Origin of the sequence: Thermotalea metallivorans (genome assembly GCF_001562415.1) — a bacterium.
Taxonomy (GTDB): Bacteria; Bacillota; Clostridia; order Peptostreptococcales; family Thermotaleaceae; genus Thermotalea; species Thermotalea metallivorans.
The window spans coordinates 18,892-40,136 of record NZ_LOEE01000004.1; the positions used below are offsets into that span (position 1 = coordinate 18,892).

Below are 21,245 nucleotides of genomic sequence, written 5' to 3' on the forward strand. Positions count from 1 at the left end.
AAAAGGAGGGATTGGAAATGAAGGGAATCTTTAGAAAAGCTTCCGCATGGCTGCTCGTCCTTGCCATGGTACTTTCGATGGTCATACCGGGCGGTATGGTGTATGCAGATGGAGGCCAAGTAAAAATTACAATACTGGCTACCAGCGACATACATGGTCGTATCTATCCTTGGGATTATGCAATTGATTCGGCTACGGACAACACAGGGTTTGCCAAGGTGTATTCGGTAGTAAAAGAGGTAAGGAAGGAAAATCCCAATACCATCTTGATTGACAACGGGGATACGATTCAAGACAACATGGCTTCTCTGTTCAATGGCGAGGAAATCCATCCGATGGTGCAAGCCATGAATATGATGGGCTATGATGCCTGGACCTTGGGGAACCATGAGTTTAATTTTGGTCTTGATGTGCTTGGCAGAGCCATCAAAGGATCCAAGGCACCGGTGCTGGCGGCAAATATTTATAAAGCGGACGGAACAAGATTTGTAAAACCATACATCATTAAGGAAGTACAGGGGGTAAAAATTGCTATTGTGGGGATGATTTCTCCCCATATTCCCAGATGGGAGGCCAGTACACCCAAGAATTTTGAAGGGTTGACTTTTACAGAGCCGGCAGAAGAAACAAAGAAAGTATTGGCTGAATTAAAAGGGAAAGCAGATATCATTATCGGATCTTACCATATCGGAGAAGAAGGGGAATATGGATCTCAGGGAGTTGGGGATATCGTAAAGGAAAATCCTGAATTTGCTGCAATGATCGCCGGCCATGCCCATTCGGACATTCCCGGCAAGGACATAAACGGGGTACTGATTGTGGAGCCAAAGGCCTATGGCAATAAAGTATCCAGAATTGACTTTACTTTAGAGCAAAAGGACGGAAAATGGGTTATAGTAGATCAAAACAGCCAAAATATTGATACAAAAGGGTATCCGTCCGATAGGGAAATGGAAGAGGCATTCAAAACCTATCATGATAGAGCAAGGGAAGAGGTCAATACGGTTATCGGAAAGGTAACGGCAAACTTCCTGGATAATGTAAATGTTTTGCCCGGAATTCCAACAGCCCAAGTGCAGGATACGGCACTGATTGATTTCATCAATGAAGTGCAAATGCATTACACGGGTGCCGATGTATCGGCAGCAGCACTGTTTGACGCAAAGTCCAACGTATTGGCAGGAGATTTCAAAAAGAAAGATGTGGCCAATATCTATAAATATGAGAATACGTTGATGGCTGTGAAGGTTACAGGAAAAGAATTAAAGGCGTTTATGGAAGAGTATGGGGGAAAATATTTTAATACATATCAGCCTGGCGATGTGACCATCAGTTTTGACCCCAATATTAGAGGATATAATTTTGATATGTTTGCGGGTGTAGATTATGAAATTGATATTTCTAAGCCTGCGGGGCAGAGAATTACAAACCTGAAATTCAAAGGCAAGCCCGTAACCGATGATATGGAGCTGACCCTTGCTGTAAATAATTACAGATACGGAGGATTATTAAAGGCGGGCATCATTCGTGGAGAAAACAAGGTTTATGACTCCTATGAGAAATATGGTGATGCTGGAAGAATTCGGGATCTGATTGTAAAATACGTTCAGGAAAAAGGTACCATCACGCCAAAGACAGATCATAACTGGAAGATTGTAGGGGCAGATTTGAATCATGTCCTAAAGGATGAAGTCTATGACCTGGTAAAAAAAGGTCACATGGTTATCCCCACATCGGCTGATGGAAGAACGCCCAATGTAAAAGCACTAAATGTTTATGATTTGATTCGGGCCGGTAAATTGCCCTACAAGAATATTACGATTCTGCATACAAACGATACCCACAGCAGAATCGAATGGGGAAAAAATGATGGGATGGGATTCGATAAGATTGCAACCATGGTAAGAAATATGAAGGCAAAGAATCCTAATACGCTGGTAATAGATGCCGGTGATGCATTCCACGGTCAAACCATTGCTACCTTGGGAAAAGGTGAAAGTGTGGCCAAAGTCATGGACAAAATCGGCTATGATGCAATGGCACCGGGCAACCATGATTTTAACTATGGACAAGAAAGATTGCTTGCATTGGATCAGATGACAAAATTTCCGATTCTGGCTGCCAATATCAAGAAAGCAGATGGAACAAATCTGTTGACTCCTTATGTGATCAAAGAGATGGATGGCATCAAGGTAGGGATTTTCGGTTTAGCAACACCGGAGACAGCCTACAAGACCCACCCGAACAATGTAAAAGGATTAGTCTTTGAGGATCCTGTGAAGGCTGCCGGTGAAATGGTAAAGGAACTTCAGAGTAAGACCGATGTCATTGTGGCTGTGACCCATCTTGGTTTGGACGAAAGCAGTATGGACACAAGCAAAAAGGTGGCTGAAAATGTGGATGGCATTGATATAATCATCGACGGACACAGTCATACTGTATTAAAGAACGGGCTTGCAGTTGGAAAGACATTGATTGCCCAAGCGGGAGAGTATGATAAAAATCTGGGGATTGTGGATTTATATCTGAAAGACGGCAAGGTTGTCCATAAATATGCTACGTTGTTTGGAAAGGCAGCAGCGGAAGGCATTGGGGCCGATGGAGATATAAAAGCATTGATAGCAGCTATCAAAGGGGAAAATGAAAAAATCACTTCCGTCGTAGTAGGCAAATCCTCCGTAACCTTGGATGGGGAGAGGGGGCATGTAAGAACCGGCGAGACCAATCTGGGCAATCTCATCACCGATGCAATGCTGGAAGTCACAAAGGCGGATGTGGCCCTAACGAACGGCGGCGGCATCAGGGCTTCTATCAATGAAGGCGAGATTACCAAAGGTGAAGTGATTACCGTGCTGCCCTTTGGAAACTATGTGGTGGTGAAGGCATTAAAAGGATCTGATCTTTTGGCAGCCCTAGAGCACGGTGTCAGTGCCTATCCCAATGAAGCCGGTCATTTTGCCCATGTGGCAGGTTTGACCTATAAGTTTAACCCCAATAAGCCTGCGGGGCAAAGAATTACGGAAGTTATGGTAGGCGGGGAAAAGTTGGATATAAATAAAACCTACAAAGTGGCTACCAATGATTTCTTGGCCGCCGGCGGGGATAAATATGATATGTTCAAGACTGCCCCTACCCTTGGGGAATATCCCGGATTGGATGAAATCACCATCCAATATATTGCAGCCAAAGGTACGGTAGATGCAAAGGTACAAGGGCGAATCGTGGCTGCTGAGCAAGCACCAGTCCTCGAAAAGGCTCCGATGCAGGAGAAGGTGCCGACTGCTGAAAAGGTGAAGGAATATACCGTAAAGGCCGGAGATGTGTTGTGGAAAATTGCCAAGCAATTTGGCCTGTCCTATGAAAAATTGGTTGAATTCAACAACATAAAAAATCCTCACCGGATCTTCCCGGGACAAAAACTGTTGATTCCCTAAAATGATCGAAGGGCTGCCCAAAAGGGTGGCCTTTCAAATTTGTTTTCCTCAGTAGGATATAAATCTTTGATAAACGTTAACCTAAATTAAATATAAAGTTGACAAAACGTCCGTCCTATAATATGATAATAACAGATATACATAATACAAGGAGGAGAGAAAAGATGAAATTAAAAACGCGAGACATGATCCTGATAGCTCTTTTTGCAGCCCTGACAGCCATTGGTGCATTTATTAAAATCTATAATCCATTTAATCCCCTGGTACCTTTTACCCTTCAATTTCTTTTCTGTGCCTTTGCTGGTACTTTGCTGGGTGCCAGATTAGGACTGTATTCCCAATTGCTTTATGTAGGAATTGGACTAATGGGGGTTCCTGTCTTTACAAAAGGTGGCGGGCCGTCCTATGTATTTCAGCCTACTTTTGGATATTTGCTGGGATTTATTTTCTGTGCATGGATTATAGGGAAATTTACGGAGAATTTGAAAGAAGTAAAGTTTATGAAGGTATTCTTGCCTGTGGTGGCAGGTTTAATGGTCATATATGGAATAGGCGTACCTTATCTGTATCTCATTGTAAATCAGTATTTGGGTAAGTCCATGTCCTTTGGAGCCGCATTGGCCGCAGGATTTACGCCTTACATTTTACCGGATCTCTGCTTAAGTGCCCTCATTGCCTTCACCTCTGTGAAAGTGATTCCTAGTTTAAGGCGGGCAGGCTATGTAGATGTTAAACAAAATTAAGGGGCGAAAAAACGATGATGCAATTGATCCATGAGATAAAGGAGAAGGTTCTGAACGGGGAAAAGATTACCTTTGAGGAAGCTATGAAGTTAATTTCCATTGAAGAAGGAGATATGGAATCCTTGGAGGCTCTATATGCAGGGGCCAATGAAATACGGAAAAAATTTGCAGGAAATCGAGCAGATTTGTGTACTATTATGAATGCCAAATCCGGCAAATGCTCTGAAGATTGCAAATATTGCGCCCAGTCAGGGCATTATCATACAGGAATTCAAGAGTATGATCTGGTAGATTATGAGCAGGTGATAGAGAGGGCAAAGGAAATGGAAAGGGAAGGAGCCCATCGATTTTCCCTTGTGACCAGCGGAAGAGGTGTAGATGGGGAGGAATTTGAGAAGCTGTTGGAAATGTATCACCGATTACGTAAGGAGACCCGTCTCAAGATCTGTGCCTCCCACGGCATTATATCCTATGAGCAGGCTATGAAGCTGAAGGAGGCCGGGGTAAGCATGTATCATCACAATGTGGAAACCAGCAGGGATTACTATGGAGAAATTTGCACGACCCATGCTTATGAGGATCGTATAGATACTATCCGCAATGTGCAAAGAGCGGGGATGGAGTTGTGCTGTGGCGGGATTATAGGGATGGGTGAATCTGTAGAAGATCGTGTGAAGATGGCCTTTGAGATCAGCCAATTGGGAGTTAAATCGATCCCCATCAATATTCTCAACCCTATTCCGGGTACACCCTTGGGGGATCTTGAGACCCTATCCCCCATTGAAGCTTTAAAGACAATGGCCCTTTATCGATTTGTGATTCCCGACTGCTATATCCGCTATGCCGGTGGAAGGATGATCTTGGGAGAGCTTCAAAACATCGGTTTTAGGGCAGGAGTGAATGCTGCCCTGGTAGGAAACTATCTGACGACGATCGGAAGCAAAATAGAGGATGATATCAACATGGTCCGATGTGAGGGGTTTGAGTTATAGTATTTGAAAACACATGGCATTTTCCAAGCCATGTGTTTTTTCGAATATCCCTATTTTCAAAAGATATTTTCAGCAAAGAAAATTTGGCTGGGGACAGTATAGACAATATTGGATAGAATTTAATTTGAAGGGAAAGAGGTGCAAGGATGGCCAAAGGGATTTTTATTGTGGGAACGGATACGGATGTGGGGAAAACTGTGGTTACGGCAGGATTGGTTTATCTGCTCAGAAAAAACGGATATCATGCTGCAAGTTTTAAAGCTGTCCAGAGCGGTGGGATCCAATGGGAGGAGAAGCTGGTTTCATCTGATGCTCGATTTGTAAAGGAGGTATCCCAATGGGAAGAGGTACAGGAGAACATCTGCGGATATTGTTTAAAAACACCTGTATCCCCTCACTTGGCGGCCCGTTTGGAGGGGTTAAAACTGGAGAAATCTGTGATCTTGGAAAAATATCAGGCGCTATGTAATCAATATGATTATGTTATCGTAGAAGGGAGTGGGGGGTTGATTGTTCCACTGATTAATCCAAACTATATGGTGCATCATCTGGTTAAGGACCTGGATCTACCCGTGGTGGTGGTAGCAAGAACTGGCGTGGGAACCATCAACCATACGGTTTTGACAGTGAAATATGGGCAACACATGGGGTTGGAAGTAAAAGGAATCATTATGAACGGCTATACGGGGAAAATCGCTGAGAAAGATAATATGCAGGTTATCCAAGACCTTACCGGAGTTCCTGTTATCGGGGTGATCAATAGACTGCAGGGTATTGATGTAGAAAAAGGAGCTTTCGGTAATCTCCGAGAAGAATTTGAAAGAAAGATAGATATGAAAGTTTTTCTGAAAATGATGAAGGAAACAAAAGGATGTGGTAGAAAATGAAGGAATTGCAGCAAAAAGACCTAAAATACATCTGGCACCCTTGTTCCCAGATGAAAGATTATGAAACCTTTCCCCCTATTGTTTTGGAAAGAGGGGAGGGCCCCTATCTCTATGACGTAGAGGGAAAACGCTATCTAGATGCTGTATCTTCTTGGTGGGTAAACCTGTTTGGACATAGCAACAAACGGATTAATAAAGTCATTGCGGAACAAGTAGGCAAACTGGAACATGCCATTTTCGCAAATTTTTCTCATAAACCTGCCATTGAACTGGCTGAAAGAATTATAAACATTACGCCAAAAGGATTGAACAAAGTTTTCTTTGCTGACAACGGGTCCTCTGCCGTGGAAGTTGCCTTGAAGTTGAGCTTTCAATATTATCAGCAGACGGGCAAGAAAAAAAAGACAAGGTTTGTGGCCATCTCTGAAGCGTACCATGGGGAGACCCTAGGAGCTCTTTCTGCGGGAGATATTGATTTATATAACGAAATCTATAAACCTTTGTTGATGAAGACCTTTAAAGTAAAGGGCCCCGATTGCTATCGGTGTCCATACCAAGAAACGAGGGAAACTTGCAGGGGAGACTGCTTCGAGCATATGGAGAAAATTGTGGTGGAACATCATGAAGAGATCGCCGGTATTCTCATTGAACCGATGATTCAAGGGGCTGCAGGGATGAAAATCTATCCCGCCATATATCTGAAAAAGCTGAGAAAACTTTGTGATGATTATGATATACACTTCATTGCCGATGAAATTGCTGTGGGTTTTGGAAGGACGGGAACAATGTTTGCCTGTGAGCATGCAGGTATATCGCCGGATATCATGTGTCTGTCCAAAGGATTAACGGCCGGGTACATGCCCTTATCCTTAACTTTGGTGACAGATGAGATTTATGATGCTTTTTATGATGATTATATTCATCTAAAGGCTTTTATGCATAGCCACAGCTACACGGGAAATCCTATTGGATGTGCTATTGCCTGTGAATCCCTTCGAATTTTTGAGGATGAAAATATTTTAGAGAGAAATCAAAGGACCAGCTGCATGATTCGATCAAGAATGGAGGGACTCTTGGAATATCCCCATGTGGGAGAGTTCCGGCAGCTGGGGATGGTGGGTGCCATTGAACTGGTGAAAGATAAAAGAACTAAGGAAGGTTTTGATTGGAAGCAGAGGGTAGGATATGAGATTTATAAAATTGCTTTAAGGTACGGGGTTTTATTAAGACCCCTCGGGAATATAATCTATTTTATGCCCCCCTATGTGATAGATGAGAAGGATATTGATTTGATGATTGGTACGGCAGAAAAAGCCATCACAGAGTACTTAGGATAATTATGAAAAGATCCTCTCGTGTTTTATTTAGAAAAGGAGCCCAGATCTGGGACAGATCTGGGCAGGAAAGCCAAATCTGCAAGGATTTATCCCTATAAACCCAAACCTGCAAGAACAGCCGGGATTTTTTTATAGGAACTCCCCATGGGATCACGTGCCTGCCATGCCAATGAAAGCATGGGAAAGGAAATTCTGATCGCATTCATCTAAAATTTTTTCATCCCGAGCCATAACGTATAAAAAGAAGGTGCCTTGGTATTCCTCAAAATATTTTACATAGATTCGTCCCTTTAAGGAAATGATGGGATAATCTTGTCCTTGATAATAGCTGTTGTGGGGCTTGCCATATTGGACATAGCCCGGGTAGTTTGTCCTGGCAGCTTGATGGGTAGGGGCGTTGGTTTCAATCTCGGCGTCGATGCGTACCCAGTCTTTTTCCCTCATATAGCTCTGACCATATCGGATATTTTTGATCTTTGTACGGAATATCCCTTTGCCTGTGGGGAGGCCTATCGATGGCAATACCAGATAGGTCTGATCAAACATGGGTACTTTCTTGATTTCTTCCATATCAATGTTTCCATCTTCATCAAAACCATATATCCAGTTTTGATCTTGAGGAAAGACTGCATATCCGCCATAGAAGGCACCATAATATGGGGAATCCATATTATAAAAGCTGGAGCTGCCTTTCCAAAAGTCAAAATGACCAAAGGAATACAAAATATCTAAAGAAACCTGTCTGCCCATATAATGGGAAAAGGCATCGCCGGCATGATGGTGGAGCATATAGGGATACCAGTCTTTCTGTTTTGTTTTCATACCGCCGGGGATAAAGAAGCCGATGCCTTTTTGGTGCAAAAGGCTGTTTTTTACCATATATAGATCGTAAATGGGCATGATTCCATAACTTTTTAAGGTATTCCAGAAGGGAAATCCCAATCGGTAACAAAATGCAACGAAAAGGACAAGAAAAGCTAGAAAAAATCTTTTTTTCATTGAATTTTTCTTTCCTTTTTATCGCTGAGAAGCATGTTGAGATCAATAATTTCCTTTTCCAAACGGATCAGCTTGTTTTTCACAATTTCGTAGTCCTTTTCTGACAGACCGGCGTGGAGAAGCTGGCGGGTTCGGTCTACAGCCAAGGTTAAGTCCTGGAGTAGGTTTTTTGCATTTTCTTCCAGTATGATTGCTTGTTCCTGGGCAATTTTTGGTACCAAGGAAGGATGGGAGATTTCATAGCCATCCAGCTCAAAACTTTCATATAAGTTCGGGACTATGACTTCCGACGAAAATTCTTTTCGAATGTGCCGGGCAAAATGGGTCGTCGCCTCCTGCTCACCATGGACCACAAAAATTTTCTTTGGTATTTTTTTGAATCCTCTCATCCAATCCAACAGCTCTTCCATATCCGCATGACCGGAAAAACCTTCGATGTCATGGATTTCAGCCCGGACGGCAATCTTCTCGCCAAATATTTTTACTGTCTGGGCGCCGTCTTTGATTATTCTTCCTAGGGTTCCCTTCGCTTGGTAGCCTACAAAGATAATGCTGGAGCTTTTCTTCCATAAGTAGTGTTTTAGATGATGTTTGATTCTTCCTGCTTCACACATGCCGCTGGCGGAAATGATGATTTTCGGTTCCTCGGAAGCGTTTAATAGTCTGGATTCTTCAGCAGTTTTTGTGAAATGGAGGTTGTAGAAATCCAGAGGATTATCTCCCTTCATGATATATTGACGGGTTTCTTCATCAAAACAGTCGGCATTTTTTTTAAAAATTTCTGTGGCTGAGATGGCAAGAGGACTGTCCACATAAACCGGTACTCGCAGGAAATCATGAAACTTTTCTCTGTTATCATAATATTTGTTCAACTCGTAGATTAACTCTTGGGTTCTGCCTACGGCAAAGGAAGGAATTACAACAGTTCCACCCCGGCTAATGGTTTTGGTGATGATATCTATCAGTTTGGTTGCCCTTTTTTCCGGTTCTTCATGGAGGCGATTGCCATAGGTGGATTCAATGATTAAATAATCCGCTTCCTCAATATAGGATGGATTACGCAGTAAAGGTCTGTTTTTAGAACCCAAATCTCCCGAAAAGACAATTTTTATTTCCTCATTTCCCTCTTGAATCCAAAGTTCTACAATGGAAGATCCCAGGATATGGCCTGCATCTTGGAAACGAAGGCGGATGGTATCGGTTAGATCGATTTTTTGATGATATAGGATGGGATCGAAATACTGCATGCTGTTTTCTGCATCTTCTACACGATACAAAGGTTCTACAGGATCTAAACCTGCTCTCATTCTTTTTCTGTTTTCCCAAGTGGCCTCCATCTCATGGATATGCCCGCTGTCTTTTAAAAGGATGCCTGCCAAATCGGCTGTTGCATGGGTACAGATGATTCTGCCCCGAAAACCCTCTTTGACGAGCTTAGGGATTCTTCCGCTATGGTCAATATGGGCATGGCTTAATATGAGAAAATCAATTTCTGAAGGATGAAAGGCAAAGGGGAGGCTGTTTAATTTTTCTATTTCCTTTCCGCCCTGAAATTGCCCACAATCAAGCAATATCTTATGGGTGTCGGTGGTGATGAGATAATTGGAACCTGTCACCAAATTGGCAGCACCTAAAAATGTGATTTTCATGATTTACAACTCCTTCACCTCTAAAATTTATATCTTTGTTTTAATATTCCATAAAACGCAGTAAAATTCCTCTGTAAAAAAGGAATTCCTATAATATCTATAGAAGAAAATAAAGACGATTCATGGGAGGAGGAATGAGAATGTATTTTGTAACTTATAAAGTGTTGGATAGGGAACGGATAGGGGTTTTAGACCAAAAGAAAGAGCGAATCATTCCGTTGGACAAATTCTTTCAGGGGGAAAATATAAAAAACTATCCTGAAACGATGCTGGAGCTGATAGAAAGTTTTACGGAGGAGATGCAGGAAAAACTTTTTTCTATGATAGCATCGGGGAGTATGGATTATGAGGGCATTGACCGAAAAAATGCAAAGATTTGTGCACCCATTCCCTATCCTAGGAGAGATGTATTCTGTTTAGGGAAAAATTATTTGGATCATGCCAAAGAAGTAGGAACTGTATTGGGAGATGAGGATGAAATTCCAAAGGCCCCCATTTATTTTAGCAAAGTGGCTTTCCCGGCGATAGGGGATGGCGATTTTATTGACAGCCATCCCGGCATTGTGGAAAAGCTGGATTATGAGGCGGAATTGGCCGTAGTCATCGGAAAAGAGGGGAAAAATATTCCGCTGGAGGCAGCAGAAGCATATATTTTTGGCTATACAATCCTGAATGACATCAGTGAACGAAGACTGCAAAAACTCCATGGCCAATGGCATAAGGGAAAGAGTTTAGATACTTTTTGTCCCATGGGGCCTTATCTGGTGCATAAAAGCGTTATCCCCTTTCCCGTAGAATTGAATATTACCTGCCATGTAAATGATGAACTGCGGCAAAATTCCAATACACGCTATTTGATTTTTGACATTCCTTATATCATACACGATTTATCCAAGGGAATTACCTTAAAGCCAGGAGATATTATTGCTACAGGAACACCGGCAGGGGTAGGCATGGGTTTTTGGCCTTTCAAATTTTTAAATCGGGGAGACGTAGTCAAATGTAGCATTGAAAAAATCGGAACTCTCACCAATATTGTCAAATAAACCTTTAAATTCTATCGGTAAGAAAAATTAATGAGAGGATGCCACAAATCACCCATAAGTAGGAGATGCAAGGCCATTCATTTGTATCTCTTTTTTTGTTTATATATCCATATGGAAAGATCTTCATTTCCATGTATATTATAGAAGATTTGGGGCAAATTAATAGGATGAGGCAAGAGTAGCGTATTCATATTTTGGGTATCAAATGAATAATCATCTATGAGGAGACTTCCCAGGAGGTGTAGATAATGAAGAAAGGAATATGGTTCTTGATTCTAATGTTAATATTCACAGGATGTAAAATGGAAGTGGTGATCAGCAAGGCTGAACCGACAGATCCGCCTCCTGCTGTACAAGAGGAGACTATAATAAACTCTGAAAATCAAGGGGAGAATGATATATCGCAAGAAGATGACGTGGAGGAAAACATCAATGACATTGATATCCAAGATGATGAAAATATAACGGACCGGGCAGAAAGCCAAAACAAAACGGAGGAGGAACAGCTTCTGCCTCAGGAAGCAGTGGAGCAGCAAATCCATAGAGCCGAAAGTGCTGCTGCCGGCATTTATGTCACTATCCAAAAGTTTGAAACTCAACTGCCGGAAACAATTCATAAAAACCTGGCTTACGATCAGTATCCCATGGCCTATAACTATTTTCTCGTGTGGGGATCGAACATTAACATTCGGGAACTTCCCCATACCGGTGCAAAAGTGCTGAGAAAGGCCTTGATCTTTGAAAAGTTGAACCTGGCAGAAGCTGTAAGGGGAGAGTTCTTGAAGAAGTATAAATCTGATCTGTGGTATAAAGTATATTGGAGGGAAGGAGAAGAGGTCAAGCAGGGTTATGTGTTCGGGGCTTTGGGAGAGCCCAGGGAATTTCAGTTTCATAAGATGGAGCAGGTGATTCAACGCCTAAAGCAGGAAGTAGAGAATGGGAAAACGGCTTTTGTATCTAATTATAAGAATAGAAACGGACTGGCCCCTGCATATAAGGGAAAAAATGAGGACCATTACGGGACTTTAAGGCATCAGAGTGCACCGGCATATTTGGCACCGGATGTTAATGCAGATTTTCTGTATATACCCGATGGGACTCTCCTAACGATATTGGAGGAAAACAAAAAATTTTATAAAGTTGCTACTCCAAACTTTGAAGGTCAATATTGGATTCCTAAGAAATATGTTTCCTTAAAGAATTCTCTTAAACAATTGAGGCAGGTAATCGTAGTAGATCGAAAAAATCAAAATCAAGGGGTGTTTGAATACAAGGACGGGCAATGGCATCTGATATCCTACACCTTGGCTACAACAGGGGCAAAGGAGAAATATAAATTTGAAACACCCTTGGGCTATTATATGGCCATAGAAAAGAAACCAAAATTCTTGTATCTGGATGATATCACGAAGGAAATTGCCGGATATGCCCCCTATGCCATCCGATTTACAGGGGGAGCCTATATCCATGGTATACCTGTAGACTTTGAGAAAAAGGAAGGAAAACTCATTGATCCGGGTCATAAGGAATATCTTTTTACCCTTGGCACGGTGCCTAGATCCCATAAGTGTGTAAGAAACTATACCAGTCATGCAGAATTTTTATATAACTGGATTGAGATTGGCAGCAGTGCAGTCATTGTCATTGAGTAGGGGGCATCAGGGAGAAGTTATCTGTTATGATGCTTTTCCTTTGGCAGAAAAAGCAGATAAAAGACAAGGCAAATGGATAAGGGCTGTGGCACTGAAAATCCACGAAAGATGGAAATGGAAGATATGTCGTTGTGTAATTTTTGCAAGATACCAAGATATATATGGGAGAAATTGTACAAATATTGACAATGCATACCGAAAAATGATACAATATAAAAAATAGTATGAAATTTCAAAAAATAATTTTAAAATTATGCATTTCAACAACCAATGGAATAACGGACATCGATAAAAATTTAACAACAAACCTTGTCATAGAAGATGTGTGTTGCTGTTGACAAAACTTACATAAAAAGGTATATTTAAAATTACAGAAAGCATTGTTATCTCTATCATGGAATTGCTGCAGATGTATATACCATTTGATAAAGGGTGTTATTGGAATGAGGGAAGAAGGTAAGGAAAGAAAGGATCTAGTTGAACTGTGCCGGTTATTTATTGAATTGATGGACTGCTTGAAAGACCAGGGCATCATTGATCCAAATGAATATATGAAGCATGTGGCAAAGAAGAAAAAATTCCTTCATGATTTTGCAGATGAAGGCTTATTGAAGAAGGAAAGAAAATAGCAGCTGGTGAAAAAAGCTGCTATATTTATTTTCTATCGATTGCATTATCCAAAAGCCTATCTCTTCCTTGACAATCAGCAGCTTCATGCGATGGGGCTGCGATTGGCCTTCCATTCCTACTAAATTGAAACAAACCCTCTCCCTGATCCTACAATCTACACACTGATGGAGTTCCACCCAGGAGGGATAAAAACCCGCCCGCCTTGCTCTCTGTATCAATGTATGGGGCTTTAGGGATGGCTGCAAAGTATGATGTGTGTGCATTTTCATTTAGCAACAAGAGCATCAAAGGTGCAACCATCGGTGCTACAGTTCCTAGCGGGATTTGTCTTTCCTTTAAAACCGATGGGCGGTGCATTTCGCTATCCAAAGTATTATAGTAAAATTTTCATGCAAGAAATTAAGTGAGTCTTTAGCTTCCCCATGATATAATCATGATATAATGAAGTTAAAAACAGAAAAAGGGTGAGGTGGCTTCATGAACAAAAACAAGGTTCTATTAGTGGTAATGGTCGCACTAGCCATTGTAGGCATTATTGCATTTAGCAGGCAGGTGTCACCACCGACAAGCGCAGATAAGGCAGGAAAGCAGCAGGTTTCTCAGGATTCCAATAGGGAAGATAAGGAAACGGAACAGCCGAAGGGGGGGCAAGAAGGGAAGCTGCCTGAAACGCCGGCGAAGGATGAAGATGTGGTTTATATCAGTGCAAGCAAATTGAACATTCGGCAGGATGCCAAAAAGGATGCCGCCATTGTGGACAGCTTGATAAAGGGCACGGCAGTAAAAGTTGTAGAAGAGAAAATAGATGAAAATAATGCAACTTGGTACAAGATTAGTTTTAGCAGTTCCAAAGGGGAAGAGGAGGGATGGATTGCAGCGGATTTTACAGTAAAAGACCGAACAGAATTGTTGAGTGAAGAGTTAAAAAAGCTGGATTACTCCCCCCAAAACAAGACCTATGAATATCCCAACAATCCAAGGGTAAAGGTAAAAGGAATCTATGTAACTATTTATTCTGCCTCCAACAGCCGGTTGGACGAACTGATTGAAATGTCAAAAAGGACGAAGATTAATGCCTTTGTGATTGACGTAAAAGATGATAACGGCTATATGCTGTTTCAAACGAAGGCGGCGGACAAGTATAGTCCCGATGCCAATGCAAAGGCTCCCATCAAAGATATTCAAGCATTTATGAAAAAATTAAAGGACAACAATATTTATGCTATAGCCAGGATTGTATCCTTTAAAGATCCTACCTATACAAAACATCATCCCGATAGGGCGATTGTTTACCGGAACACAGGAAAGCCTTTTACAAATCGTGACGGTTTGATCTGGGCTTCTGCCCATGATCGTGATTTATGGAATTATAATATTGAGGTTGCCAAGGAAGCTGTGGATGTGGGATTTAATGAAATACAATTTGATTATGTGCGTTTTCCGGCATCGAATGGCGGAAAATTAGACAAGGAATTGGATTATAGAAATACAAGGGGAGAATCAAAGCCGGAAACTATTCAAAATTACTTAAAATTTGCCCGAGAACAGCTGGCTCCGAAACAGGCATATATTTCTGCCGATATCTATGGATTAGTAGGATCTGTAGCCGATGATATGGCCCTTGGTCAATACTGGGAGGCTGTAAGCAACATTGTAGACTATGTGTCTCCCATGATGTATCCCAGCCATTATGCCAATGGTACTTATGGCTTGCCCGTTCCCGATGCATATCCCTATGAAACGGTGTATAACTGTGCCAAGGATTCTGTAAACAGGAACAAGAACATTCAGACCCCCGCCACCATCAGGCCTTGGATTCAGGACTTTACGGCACCATGGGTAAAGGGATATATCAAATATGGACCTAAAGAAGTGGAAGCCCAAATTAGGGCGTTAGAGGAAAACGGAATAGATGAGTTTATGCTGTGGAATGCGGGAAATAAATATTCTGAGGAAGCCTTAAGAAAATAAGACAGGTGGAGAAAAATCTCCACCTTAATTCTTTAATAATTATATTATGCTAAAAAATTTAACAAAAATGAATCATGTGATTGACAAGGGAAAGGGTTGCAGATAAAATATGTTTATTAAACTGAATAAAAACTCATATAATCTTGGGGATATGGCCCAAAAGTTTCTACCCTACGACCGTAAATTGTAGGACTATGAGTGAAAAATGTTCGGATATAGCATAGGCGATTGCTTTGCTGTTTCGGTGTAAGCCTAAGGTTTACCGTTTTCACCATAGGAAAAAGGTAGACTTTAGGTTTTTTTATAATAACACATAGGAAATTATGTACTTTCATAAATTGTGGATAAGTCATGATTTCCGTCATGGGTTTCAACAAAGTCTTCCTTTACATCTTCCAACGGAAGACTTTGCTATTTGCATTGGAGGGAAATTATGGATGCATTGAAAGAAAAAATCAAGCGAGAAGGAGAAATTATCTCATCCTCAATTTTGAAGGTGGATTCTTTTCTCAATCACCAAATCGATGCAGGTTTTATCATGGAAATTGGCAGGGAATTGGCCAACAGATTCTGTGATGAAGGCATCACCAAGGTTATAACCATAGAGGCTTCCGGGATTGCCCCAGCCTTGTCAACGGCTGCGGTTTTAGGTGTTCCCTTGGTTTTTGCCAAAAAGACCAAAGCTGCCACCATGGATACGGAGGTGTATGTGGAACAGGTGAAATCCTTTACCCGTGGAACGGTATACGACATTAAAGTTGCCAAAAAATTCCTCAATAAGGAGGATAAGGTATTAATTATTGATGATTTTCTTGCCTATGGCCACGCAGCTTTAGGTCTTGTCCAAATTGTCAAAAAAAGCGGTGCTGATCTGGCAGGGGTGGGAATTGTCATTGAAAAAGGTTTTCAAAGCGGAGGGAAACTGCTCCGGGATCAGGGCATAAGGGTAGAATCCCTTGCTGTCGTGGAAAGTATGGAAGGCAATGAAATTATATTTAAGTAAACATTTCAAATGAAAAGAAAAGGAGAGGAAAAAATGAAAAAGCGACTTCTATGGATTGTTTGTGTCTTAACTGCTGCAGCCATGATCATAGCAGGATGCGTGCCCAAAACATCATCGAATGATTCTGCTGCAAATCAGGGTGAGGAAGAAAAACTTAAGGTAGCCTTTATCTATGTAGGTCCTGTGGGAGATGCCGGTTGGTCCTATGCCCATGACAAAGGAAGAGAGTATTTGGTATCTCAGATGCCGGAGATTGAAACGACTTATATCGAATCTGTGCCGGAGGGAGCCGATGCAGAAAGAGTCCTTACGGATTTGGTAGAGAAAGGAAACAAAGTCATATTTGCTACAAGTTTTGGCTATATGGATCCTGTGCAAAATGTGGCCCAAAAATATCCCGATGTGGTTTTTCTGCATTGTTCCGGGTATAAGACAGCGGAAAATGTAGGGACTTATTTCGGAAGGATGTATCAACCGAGATATTTATCTGGTATCGTTGCTGGGAAAAAGACCAAAACCAATGTAATCGGCTATGTGGCAGCCTATCCCATTCCTGAGGTAATTAGGGGAATCAATGCCTTTACCCTAGGGGTAAGGTCTGTAAATCCAGATGCAGTGGTCAAGGTGGTTTGGACAAATACTTGGTATGACCCGGCAAAAGAAAAAGAGGCAGCCAAAAGCCTGCTGGATGCAGGGGCTGATGTTATTGCTCAGCACCAAGATACACCGGGACCGCAACAGGCTGCGGAAGAAAAAGGTGCCTTTTCTATCGGCTATAATACAGATATGAGCCAATTTGCTCCAAAGGCCTATTTGACGGCGCCTGTTTGGAATTGGGGACCATATTATGTAGAGACGGTAAAAGCTGTGAAAGAAGGAAGATGGAAGTCTGAGAAATACTGGGGAAACATGAAGGCGGGCGTAGTGAAGCTGGCACCGATGACGGATTTGGTGGATGCAGAGACGAAGGCCTTGGTGGCGGCAAAGGAAAAAGAAATTCTTGAGGGAACTTGGGATGTGTTTACAGGTGAAATAAAAGACCAAACAGGAACTGTAAGGGTGGCCGCCGGACAAAAGATGACCGATGAAGAAATGCTTTCCTTCGATTGGTTTGTGGAAGGTGTAGAGGGAACGATTCCAAAGTAGAAAGACATAGAGTAATGGGAGGACAAATGGCACACAGGGAAAAAACCTGTGTGCCGCTTTCCAATGGAGGTGAAGGACAATGACAGGGGAAAGCTTGGTCTATATGAAGGGCATCAGCAAGCATTTCGGAGGCATATATGTCAATGAGAAAATCGACTTTGAGTTAAAGCCGGGAGAAATCCATGCCTTGCTGGGAGAAAACGGAGCGGGAAAGTCCACGTTGATGAATATATTGGCAGGTTTATACAGGCAGGATGAAGGAGAAATCATGATTCATGGGAAAAGGGTAACCCTGCGTTCGCCGAAGGATGCTATTGCCAACAAGGTGGGAATGATTCATCAACATTTTAAGCTGGTGGAAAATTTAACAGCAGCTGAAAATATTATCTTGGGGCGAAGCAATACCCTATTTCTCAACAGAGGGAGAATCCATGGGGAGATATTAAAATTTTCCCGAGAATACGGACTGCTGGTGAATCCAGAGGATTATATCTTTCATATGTCCGTGGGAGAAAAACAAAGAGTGGAAATTCTAAAGGCCCTGTACAGGGGAGCAGATATATTGATATTGGATGAGCCCACGGCTGTATTGACGCCCCAGGAAACCAGAGAATTGTTTGGCGTTCTGAAAAAGATGGCACAACGGGGCTGCGGCATTGTCATGATTACCCATAAAATGTGCGAGGTTATGGAGATTGCTGACACCATTACAGTGCTCCGGAAGGGAAAAAAAGTAGGAACGGTACAGAAGCAAGGAGTAAATGAACAGCAGTTGACGGAGATGATGGTAGGGCAGCAGATTGCAAAACCGAGGATAAAAAAGCCTGGGCAGGAGAATGAAACAGGACTTCGGGTGAAGGAGCTTACCGTTAAGGGGGACAAGGGGACTATTGCTGTCAAAAATGTGAGTTTTGAAGTGAAAAGGGGGGAAATTGTTGGAATTGCGGGTATATCCGGCAGCGGTCAGAGAGAGCTGGCGGAAGCCATTGCGGGGCTAAGACGAATTGAAGAAGGAAGCATTGAGATCTATCACCAGGAAGTAAAGGGAAGAAGCGTAAGGGAGATCATCGATATGGGATTAAGTTATGTACCCGAGGATCGCTTGGGCATGGGTCTGGTAGGGAATATGAATATTTCAGAGAATCTTATTTTAAAAGATTATAGAAAGCCGGAGGCAAGGCAAGGTATTTTCATTCATAGGCAAAAAATCAAAGAAAAAGCCAAGGCAGTAGTCCGTCAATTTGACATAAAAGTTGCCCATATGGATGGGCCTATCCGGGTACTTTCCGGAGGAAATCTCCAAAAAATTCTTCTGGGCAGGGAGATTCTAAAAGAACCGAAAGTATTGATAGCTGCTTATCCTGCAAGGGGCTTGGATATTGCCACCACGGAGGCTGTCTATCACCTGCTGTTGGAGCAGAGAAACAAAGGATGTGCAGTATTGTTTATCTCGGAAGATTTGGATGAGATTATGGAATTGTCTGACCGGATTGTTGTGATGGAGAGTGGACAAGTAGTGGGCGTGGTAAAACCGGAGGAAACCTCCGTTGACGAGATCGGGATGATGATGTTGCATGGGCAAGTGAGTTAGGAGGAAATGAAGTGATATCATTGCTGAAAATCGAAAAAAGAGAGATAAATAATCCCTATATTTTAACGGCAATCCGGATGGTAGGAATTTTTTTGGCGATGGTTACGGGAGGCATCTTCTTGCAGTTTACAGGCCATGAACCTTTGGCTGTGTATAGGACCATGACGGAAGGGGTCTTCGGTTCAGCCTACGGATTTAACGAAACTATTGTAAAGACCATTCCCCTGCTTCTAGCTGCTTTGGGTATTTCTGTTGCTTTCCGCATGAAGCTTTGGAATATTGGAGCAGAGGGACAAATCTATGTAGGTGCCATTGCAGCTAGTGGCATTGCCTTAAAGTTTGGATATTTACCAGCCTACTTGCTGATTCCCTTCATGCTGTTGGGAGGGTTTGCAGGAGGTGCAGTGTGGGCTTTGGTCCCGGCAGTGGCAAGGGCATGGTGGGGAACAAATGAAACCATTACTACCCTTATGATGAACTATATAGGCATTCTTTGGACAGACTATCTGGTATTCGGTCCGTGGAAGGACCCCAATGGCTTTAACTTCCCCATTACCCCTGAATTTAGTGAAACCGCCTTTCTGCCTGCCTTTGGAAAGACAAGGGTTCATATGGGGATTATCATTGCCCTGTTATTGGCCGGGATTCTCTATGTATTTATTTATCATACAATTTTGGGATATGAAATTCGTGTAGCTGGGGAAAATAGCGAGGCAGCTCGATATGCAGGCATGAAGGTAACATGGAATATTTTGCTGGCTTTATTCATCAGCGGGGGGATTGCAGGCGTTGCAGGGATGACGGAGGTAGCAGGAATTACCCATAGACTCCAATCCGGTCTTTCGCCAGGTTATGGCTACAGCGCCATTATTATTGCCTGGCTGTCTAGGTTGAATCCCATTGCCATTGTGGGTGTTTCCTTTCTATTCGGAGGACTGCTGGTAGGAGGCTATGCAGTACAAACCAGTGGACTGCCTGCTTCTACGGCTTTGATGCTTCAAGGACTCATCCTTTTCTTTGTGCTGGGTGGAGAATTTTTTACCCGGTACAGGGTCATATGTTACCAAAATAAAGTTGCAAAAAGGGAGGGGGATGTCCATGGATTATCAAGGAGCAATTAGTATTCTGGCGGCGGCTGTAACGGCGGGAACCCCTATTTTCTATGCTTCTCTAGGAGAGATTCTCTGTGAAAAATCGGGAAATTTAAACTTAGGGGTAGAGGGAATGATGCTGGTAGGTGCCGTATGCGGCTTTCAAGCTGCGGTGCTGACAGGGAATCCATGGTTGGGAATTTTGGCAGCTATGCTGGCAGGCGGCATGCTTTCCCTTATACACGCATTTTTGACTATCACCCTGAAAGCCAGCCAGGTAGTGAGTGGACTGGCCCTCACGATCTTTGGAACGGGATTAAGCAGTTTTATCGGAAAAAAATTGATTGGAATTCCTGCTCCTGTAAAGTTTAGCAAAATGGATGTTCCGGTGTTGTCGGATATTCCTCTCCTAGGACCCATCCTTTTCCATCAGGATGTTCTGGTCTATATCAGTTATCTTTTTGTGATTGTCGTATGGATTTATTTGTATCACACCAATTGGGGGTTAAAGCTGAAGGCCGTGGGAGAAAATCCTGCTGCTGCCGATGCGGCGGGTATCTATGTGGCAAGAATACAGTATGTACATGTATTTTTGGGAGGGCTACTTGCAGGAATGGGTGGGGCCTATTTATCCCTAGCCTATGCCCCTTCATGGTTGGAAAATATGACGGCAGGAAGAGGATGGATTGCCGTTGCCTTGGTGATCTTTGCTCTTTGGGATCCCGCTAGGGCCTTGCTGGGAGCCTATATTTTTGGAGGGTTGGATATTTTGGGATACCGCGTGCAGGCTTTGGGTATTACCGTTTCTCCTTTTTTAATGAAGATGATTCCTTACCTTTTTACGGTTGGCGTATTGATCTTTATTTCGGCGAAAAAGGGAAAGCACCATACGGCTGCTCCGGCTGGCTTGGGTATTGCCTATCATCGGGAAGACAGATAATGATAGAAGTGAAAAATAGAGTGGTGGATTGTTCTGTGAAAATGTGGATATTATGAAAGAAAAGACGTTTTTATCCACAGCAAAACTCTTTATTTCATATCAGGTCAAGGAAGATTGACAATCTATTGGGATTG

At 42.5% G+C, this 21,245-nt stretch carries 16 protein-coding genes and 1 riboswitch; of the genes, 14 read left to right on the forward strand and 2 right to left on the reverse strand.

Features of this window, described 5'->3' with window-relative positions; genetic code table 11:
* Nucleotides 1–17: 17 nt before the first annotated feature.
* The 5 genes from AN619_RS00840 to bioA all read left to right on the forward strand — a co-directional run bounded on the left by AN619_RS00840 (nt 18) and on the right by bioA (nt 7,393).
* Complete coding sequence (locus tag AN619_RS00840) at nt 18–3,434, forward strand: 5'-nucleotidase C-terminal domain-containing protein (protein ID WP_068554136.1); 3,417 nt, start codon at nt 18–20, stop codon at nt 3,432–3,434.
* A 164-nt stretch (nt 3,435–3,598) separates the two neighbouring features.
* Nucleotides 3,599–4,177 (forward strand): biotin transporter BioY, encoded by a 579-nt coding sequence (locus tag AN619_RS00845; RefSeq protein WP_068554138.1) that lies wholly within the window; start codon nt 3,599–3,601, stop codon nt 4,175–4,177.
* Nucleotides 4,178–4,191: 14 nt separating this feature from the next.
* Nucleotides 4,192–5,169, forward strand: a complete 978-nt coding sequence (bioB, locus tag AN619_RS00850; protein ID WP_068554140.1) for a biotin synthase BioB — start codon at nt 4,192–4,194, stop codon at nt 5,167–5,169.
* A gap of 146 nt (nt 5,170–5,315) precedes the next feature.
* Nucleotides 5,316–6,056, forward strand: coding sequence for a dethiobiotin synthase (gene bioD / locus AN619_RS00855; protein ID WP_068554142.1), 741 nt, complete (start codon nt 5,316–5,318; stop codon nt 6,054–6,056).
* A complete protein-coding gene (gene bioA / locus AN619_RS00860; RefSeq protein WP_068554144.1) occupies nt 6,053–7,393 on the forward strand; it encodes an adenosylmethionine--8-amino-7-oxononanoate transaminase in 1,341 nt (446 codons plus the stop codon). The genes bioD and bioA overlap by 4 nt, the downstream gene beginning before the upstream one ends.
* 150 nt (nt 7,394–7,543) lie before the next feature.
* On the opposite strand, the gene AN619_RS00865 is transcribed toward bioA, so the two are convergent.
* Nucleotides 7,544–8,392, reverse strand: a complete 849-nt coding sequence (locus AN619_RS00865; RefSeq protein WP_068554146.1) for a hypothetical protein — start codon at nt 8,390–8,392, stop codon at nt 7,544–7,546.
* Nucleotides 8,389–10,041: an MBL fold metallo-hydrolase RNA specificity domain-containing protein gene (locus AN619_RS00870; RefSeq protein WP_068554148.1), complete on the reverse strand. Its 1,653-nt coding sequence runs from the start codon at nt 10,039–10,041 to the stop codon at nt 8,389–8,391. The genes AN619_RS00865 and AN619_RS00870 overlap by 4 nt, the downstream gene beginning before the upstream one ends.
* Before the next feature lie 140 nt (nt 10,042–10,181).
* On the opposite strand from AN619_RS00870, the gene AN619_RS00875 reads away from it, so the two are divergent.
* The 9 genes from AN619_RS00875 (at nt 10,182) to AN619_RS00920 (ending at nt 21,111) form a co-directional block, all read left to right on the forward strand.
* Nucleotides 10,182–11,087, forward strand: a complete 906-nt coding sequence (locus tag AN619_RS00875) for a fumarylacetoacetate hydrolase family protein (RefSeq protein ID WP_068554150.1) — start codon at nt 10,182–10,184, stop codon at nt 11,085–11,087.
* A gap of 248 nt (nt 11,088–11,335) precedes the next feature.
* A complete protein-coding gene (locus AN619_RS00880; RefSeq protein WP_068554152.1) occupies nt 11,336–12,739 on the forward strand; it encodes a L,D-transpeptidase in 1,404 nt (467 codons plus the stop codon).
* Between the two features lie 443 nt (nt 12,740–13,182).
* Nucleotides 13,183–13,368: a hypothetical protein gene (locus AN619_RS00890; RefSeq protein ID WP_068554156.1), complete on the forward strand. Its 186-nt coding sequence runs from the start codon at nt 13,183–13,185 to the stop codon at nt 13,366–13,368.
* 478 nt (nt 13,369–13,846) lie between these two features.
* A complete protein-coding gene (locus AN619_RS00895; protein ID WP_068554158.1) occupies nt 13,847–15,340 on the forward strand; it encodes a putative glycoside hydrolase in 1,494 nt (497 codons plus the stop codon).
* 113 nt (nt 15,341–15,453) lie between these two features.
* Nucleotides 15,454–15,555: riboswitch (purine riboswitch) on the forward strand.
* A gap of 218 nt (nt 15,556–15,773) precedes the next feature.
* Entirely contained in the window at nt 15,774–16,343 is a 570-nt protein-coding gene (locus tag AN619_RS00900) for a xanthine phosphoribosyltransferase (protein WP_068554160.1), read from the forward strand.
* 33 nt (nt 16,344–16,376) lie between these two features.
* Complete coding sequence (locus AN619_RS00905; RefSeq protein WP_068554161.1) at nt 16,377–17,489, forward strand: BMP family ABC transporter substrate-binding protein; 1,113 nt, start codon at nt 16,377–16,379, stop codon at nt 17,487–17,489.
* Between the two features lie 79 nt (nt 17,490–17,568).
* On the forward strand, nt 17,569–19,080 hold the full coding sequence (locus AN619_RS00910) for an ABC transporter ATP-binding protein (protein WP_068554163.1): 1,512 nt from the start codon (nt 17,569–17,571) through the stop codon (nt 19,078–19,080).
* 11 nt (nt 19,081–19,091) lie between these two features.
* The gene (locus tag AN619_RS00915) at nt 19,092–20,201 is read left to right on the forward strand and encodes an ABC transporter permease (RefSeq protein ID WP_330382000.1); all 1,110 of its coding nucleotides are present in this window, start codon (nt 19,092–19,094) and stop codon (nt 20,199–20,201) included.
* Nucleotides 20,179–21,111 carry an ABC transporter permease gene (locus tag AN619_RS00920; protein WP_068554165.1) on the forward strand — a complete coding sequence of 311 codons (933 nt, stop codon included), beginning with the start codon at nt 20,179–20,181 and terminating at the stop codon, nt 21,109–21,111. The genes AN619_RS00915 and AN619_RS00920 overlap by 23 nt, the downstream gene beginning before the upstream one ends.
* Nucleotides 21,112–21,245: the final 134 nt, after the last annotated feature.

What these genes read in the sequence shown, in the direction of transcription:
- AN619_RS00840 (WP_068554136.1), top strand. Translation starts at nt 18, where the DNA reads ATGAAGGGAATCTTTAGAAAAGCTTCCGCATGGCTGCTCGTCCTTGCC.
- AN619_RS00845 (WP_068554138.1), top strand. Translation starts at nt 3,599, where the DNA reads ATGAAATTAAAAACGCGAGACATGATCCTGATAGCTCTTTTTGCAGCC.
- bioB (WP_068554140.1), top strand. Translation starts at nt 4,192, where the DNA reads ATGATGCAATTGATCCATGAGATAAAGGAGAAGGTTCTGAACGGGGAA.
- bioD (WP_068554142.1), top strand. Translation starts at nt 5,316, where the DNA reads ATGGCCAAAGGGATTTTTATTGTGGGAACGGATACGGATGTGGGGAAA.
- bioA (WP_068554144.1), top strand. Translation starts at nt 6,053, where the DNA reads ATGAAGGAATTGCAGCAAAAAGACCTAAAATACATCTGGCACCCTTGT.
- AN619_RS00865 (WP_068554146.1), bottom strand. Translation starts at nt 8,392, where the DNA reads ATGAAAAAAAGATTTTTTCTAGCTTTTCTTGTCCTTTTCGTTGCATTT.
- AN619_RS00870 (WP_068554148.1), bottom strand. Translation starts at nt 10,041, where the DNA reads ATGAAAATCACATTTTTAGGTGCTGCCAATTTGGTGACAGGTTCCAAT.
- AN619_RS00875 (WP_068554150.1), top strand. Translation starts at nt 10,182, where the DNA reads ATGTATTTTGTAACTTATAAAGTGTTGGATAGGGAACGGATAGGGGTT.
- AN619_RS00880 (WP_068554152.1), top strand. Translation starts at nt 11,336, where the DNA reads ATGAAGAAAGGAATATGGTTCTTGATTCTAATGTTAATATTCACAGGA.
- AN619_RS00890 (WP_068554156.1), top strand. Translation starts at nt 13,183, where the DNA reads ATGAGGGAAGAAGGTAAGGAAAGAAAGGATCTAGTTGAACTGTGCCGG.
- AN619_RS00895 (WP_068554158.1), top strand. Translation starts at nt 13,847, where the DNA reads ATGAACAAAAACAAGGTTCTATTAGTGGTAATGGTCGCACTAGCCATT.
- AN619_RS00900 (WP_068554160.1), top strand. Translation starts at nt 15,774, where the DNA reads ATGGATGCATTGAAAGAAAAAATCAAGCGAGAAGGAGAAATTATCTCA.
- AN619_RS00905 (WP_068554161.1), top strand. Translation starts at nt 16,377, where the DNA reads ATGAAAAAGCGACTTCTATGGATTGTTTGTGTCTTAACTGCTGCAGCC.
- AN619_RS00910 (WP_068554163.1), top strand. Translation starts at nt 17,569, where the DNA reads ATGACAGGGGAAAGCTTGGTCTATATGAAGGGCATCAGCAAGCATTTC.
- AN619_RS00920 (WP_068554165.1), top strand. Translation starts at nt 20,179, where the DNA reads ATGGATTATCAAGGAGCAATTAGTATTCTGGCGGCGGCTGTAACGGCG.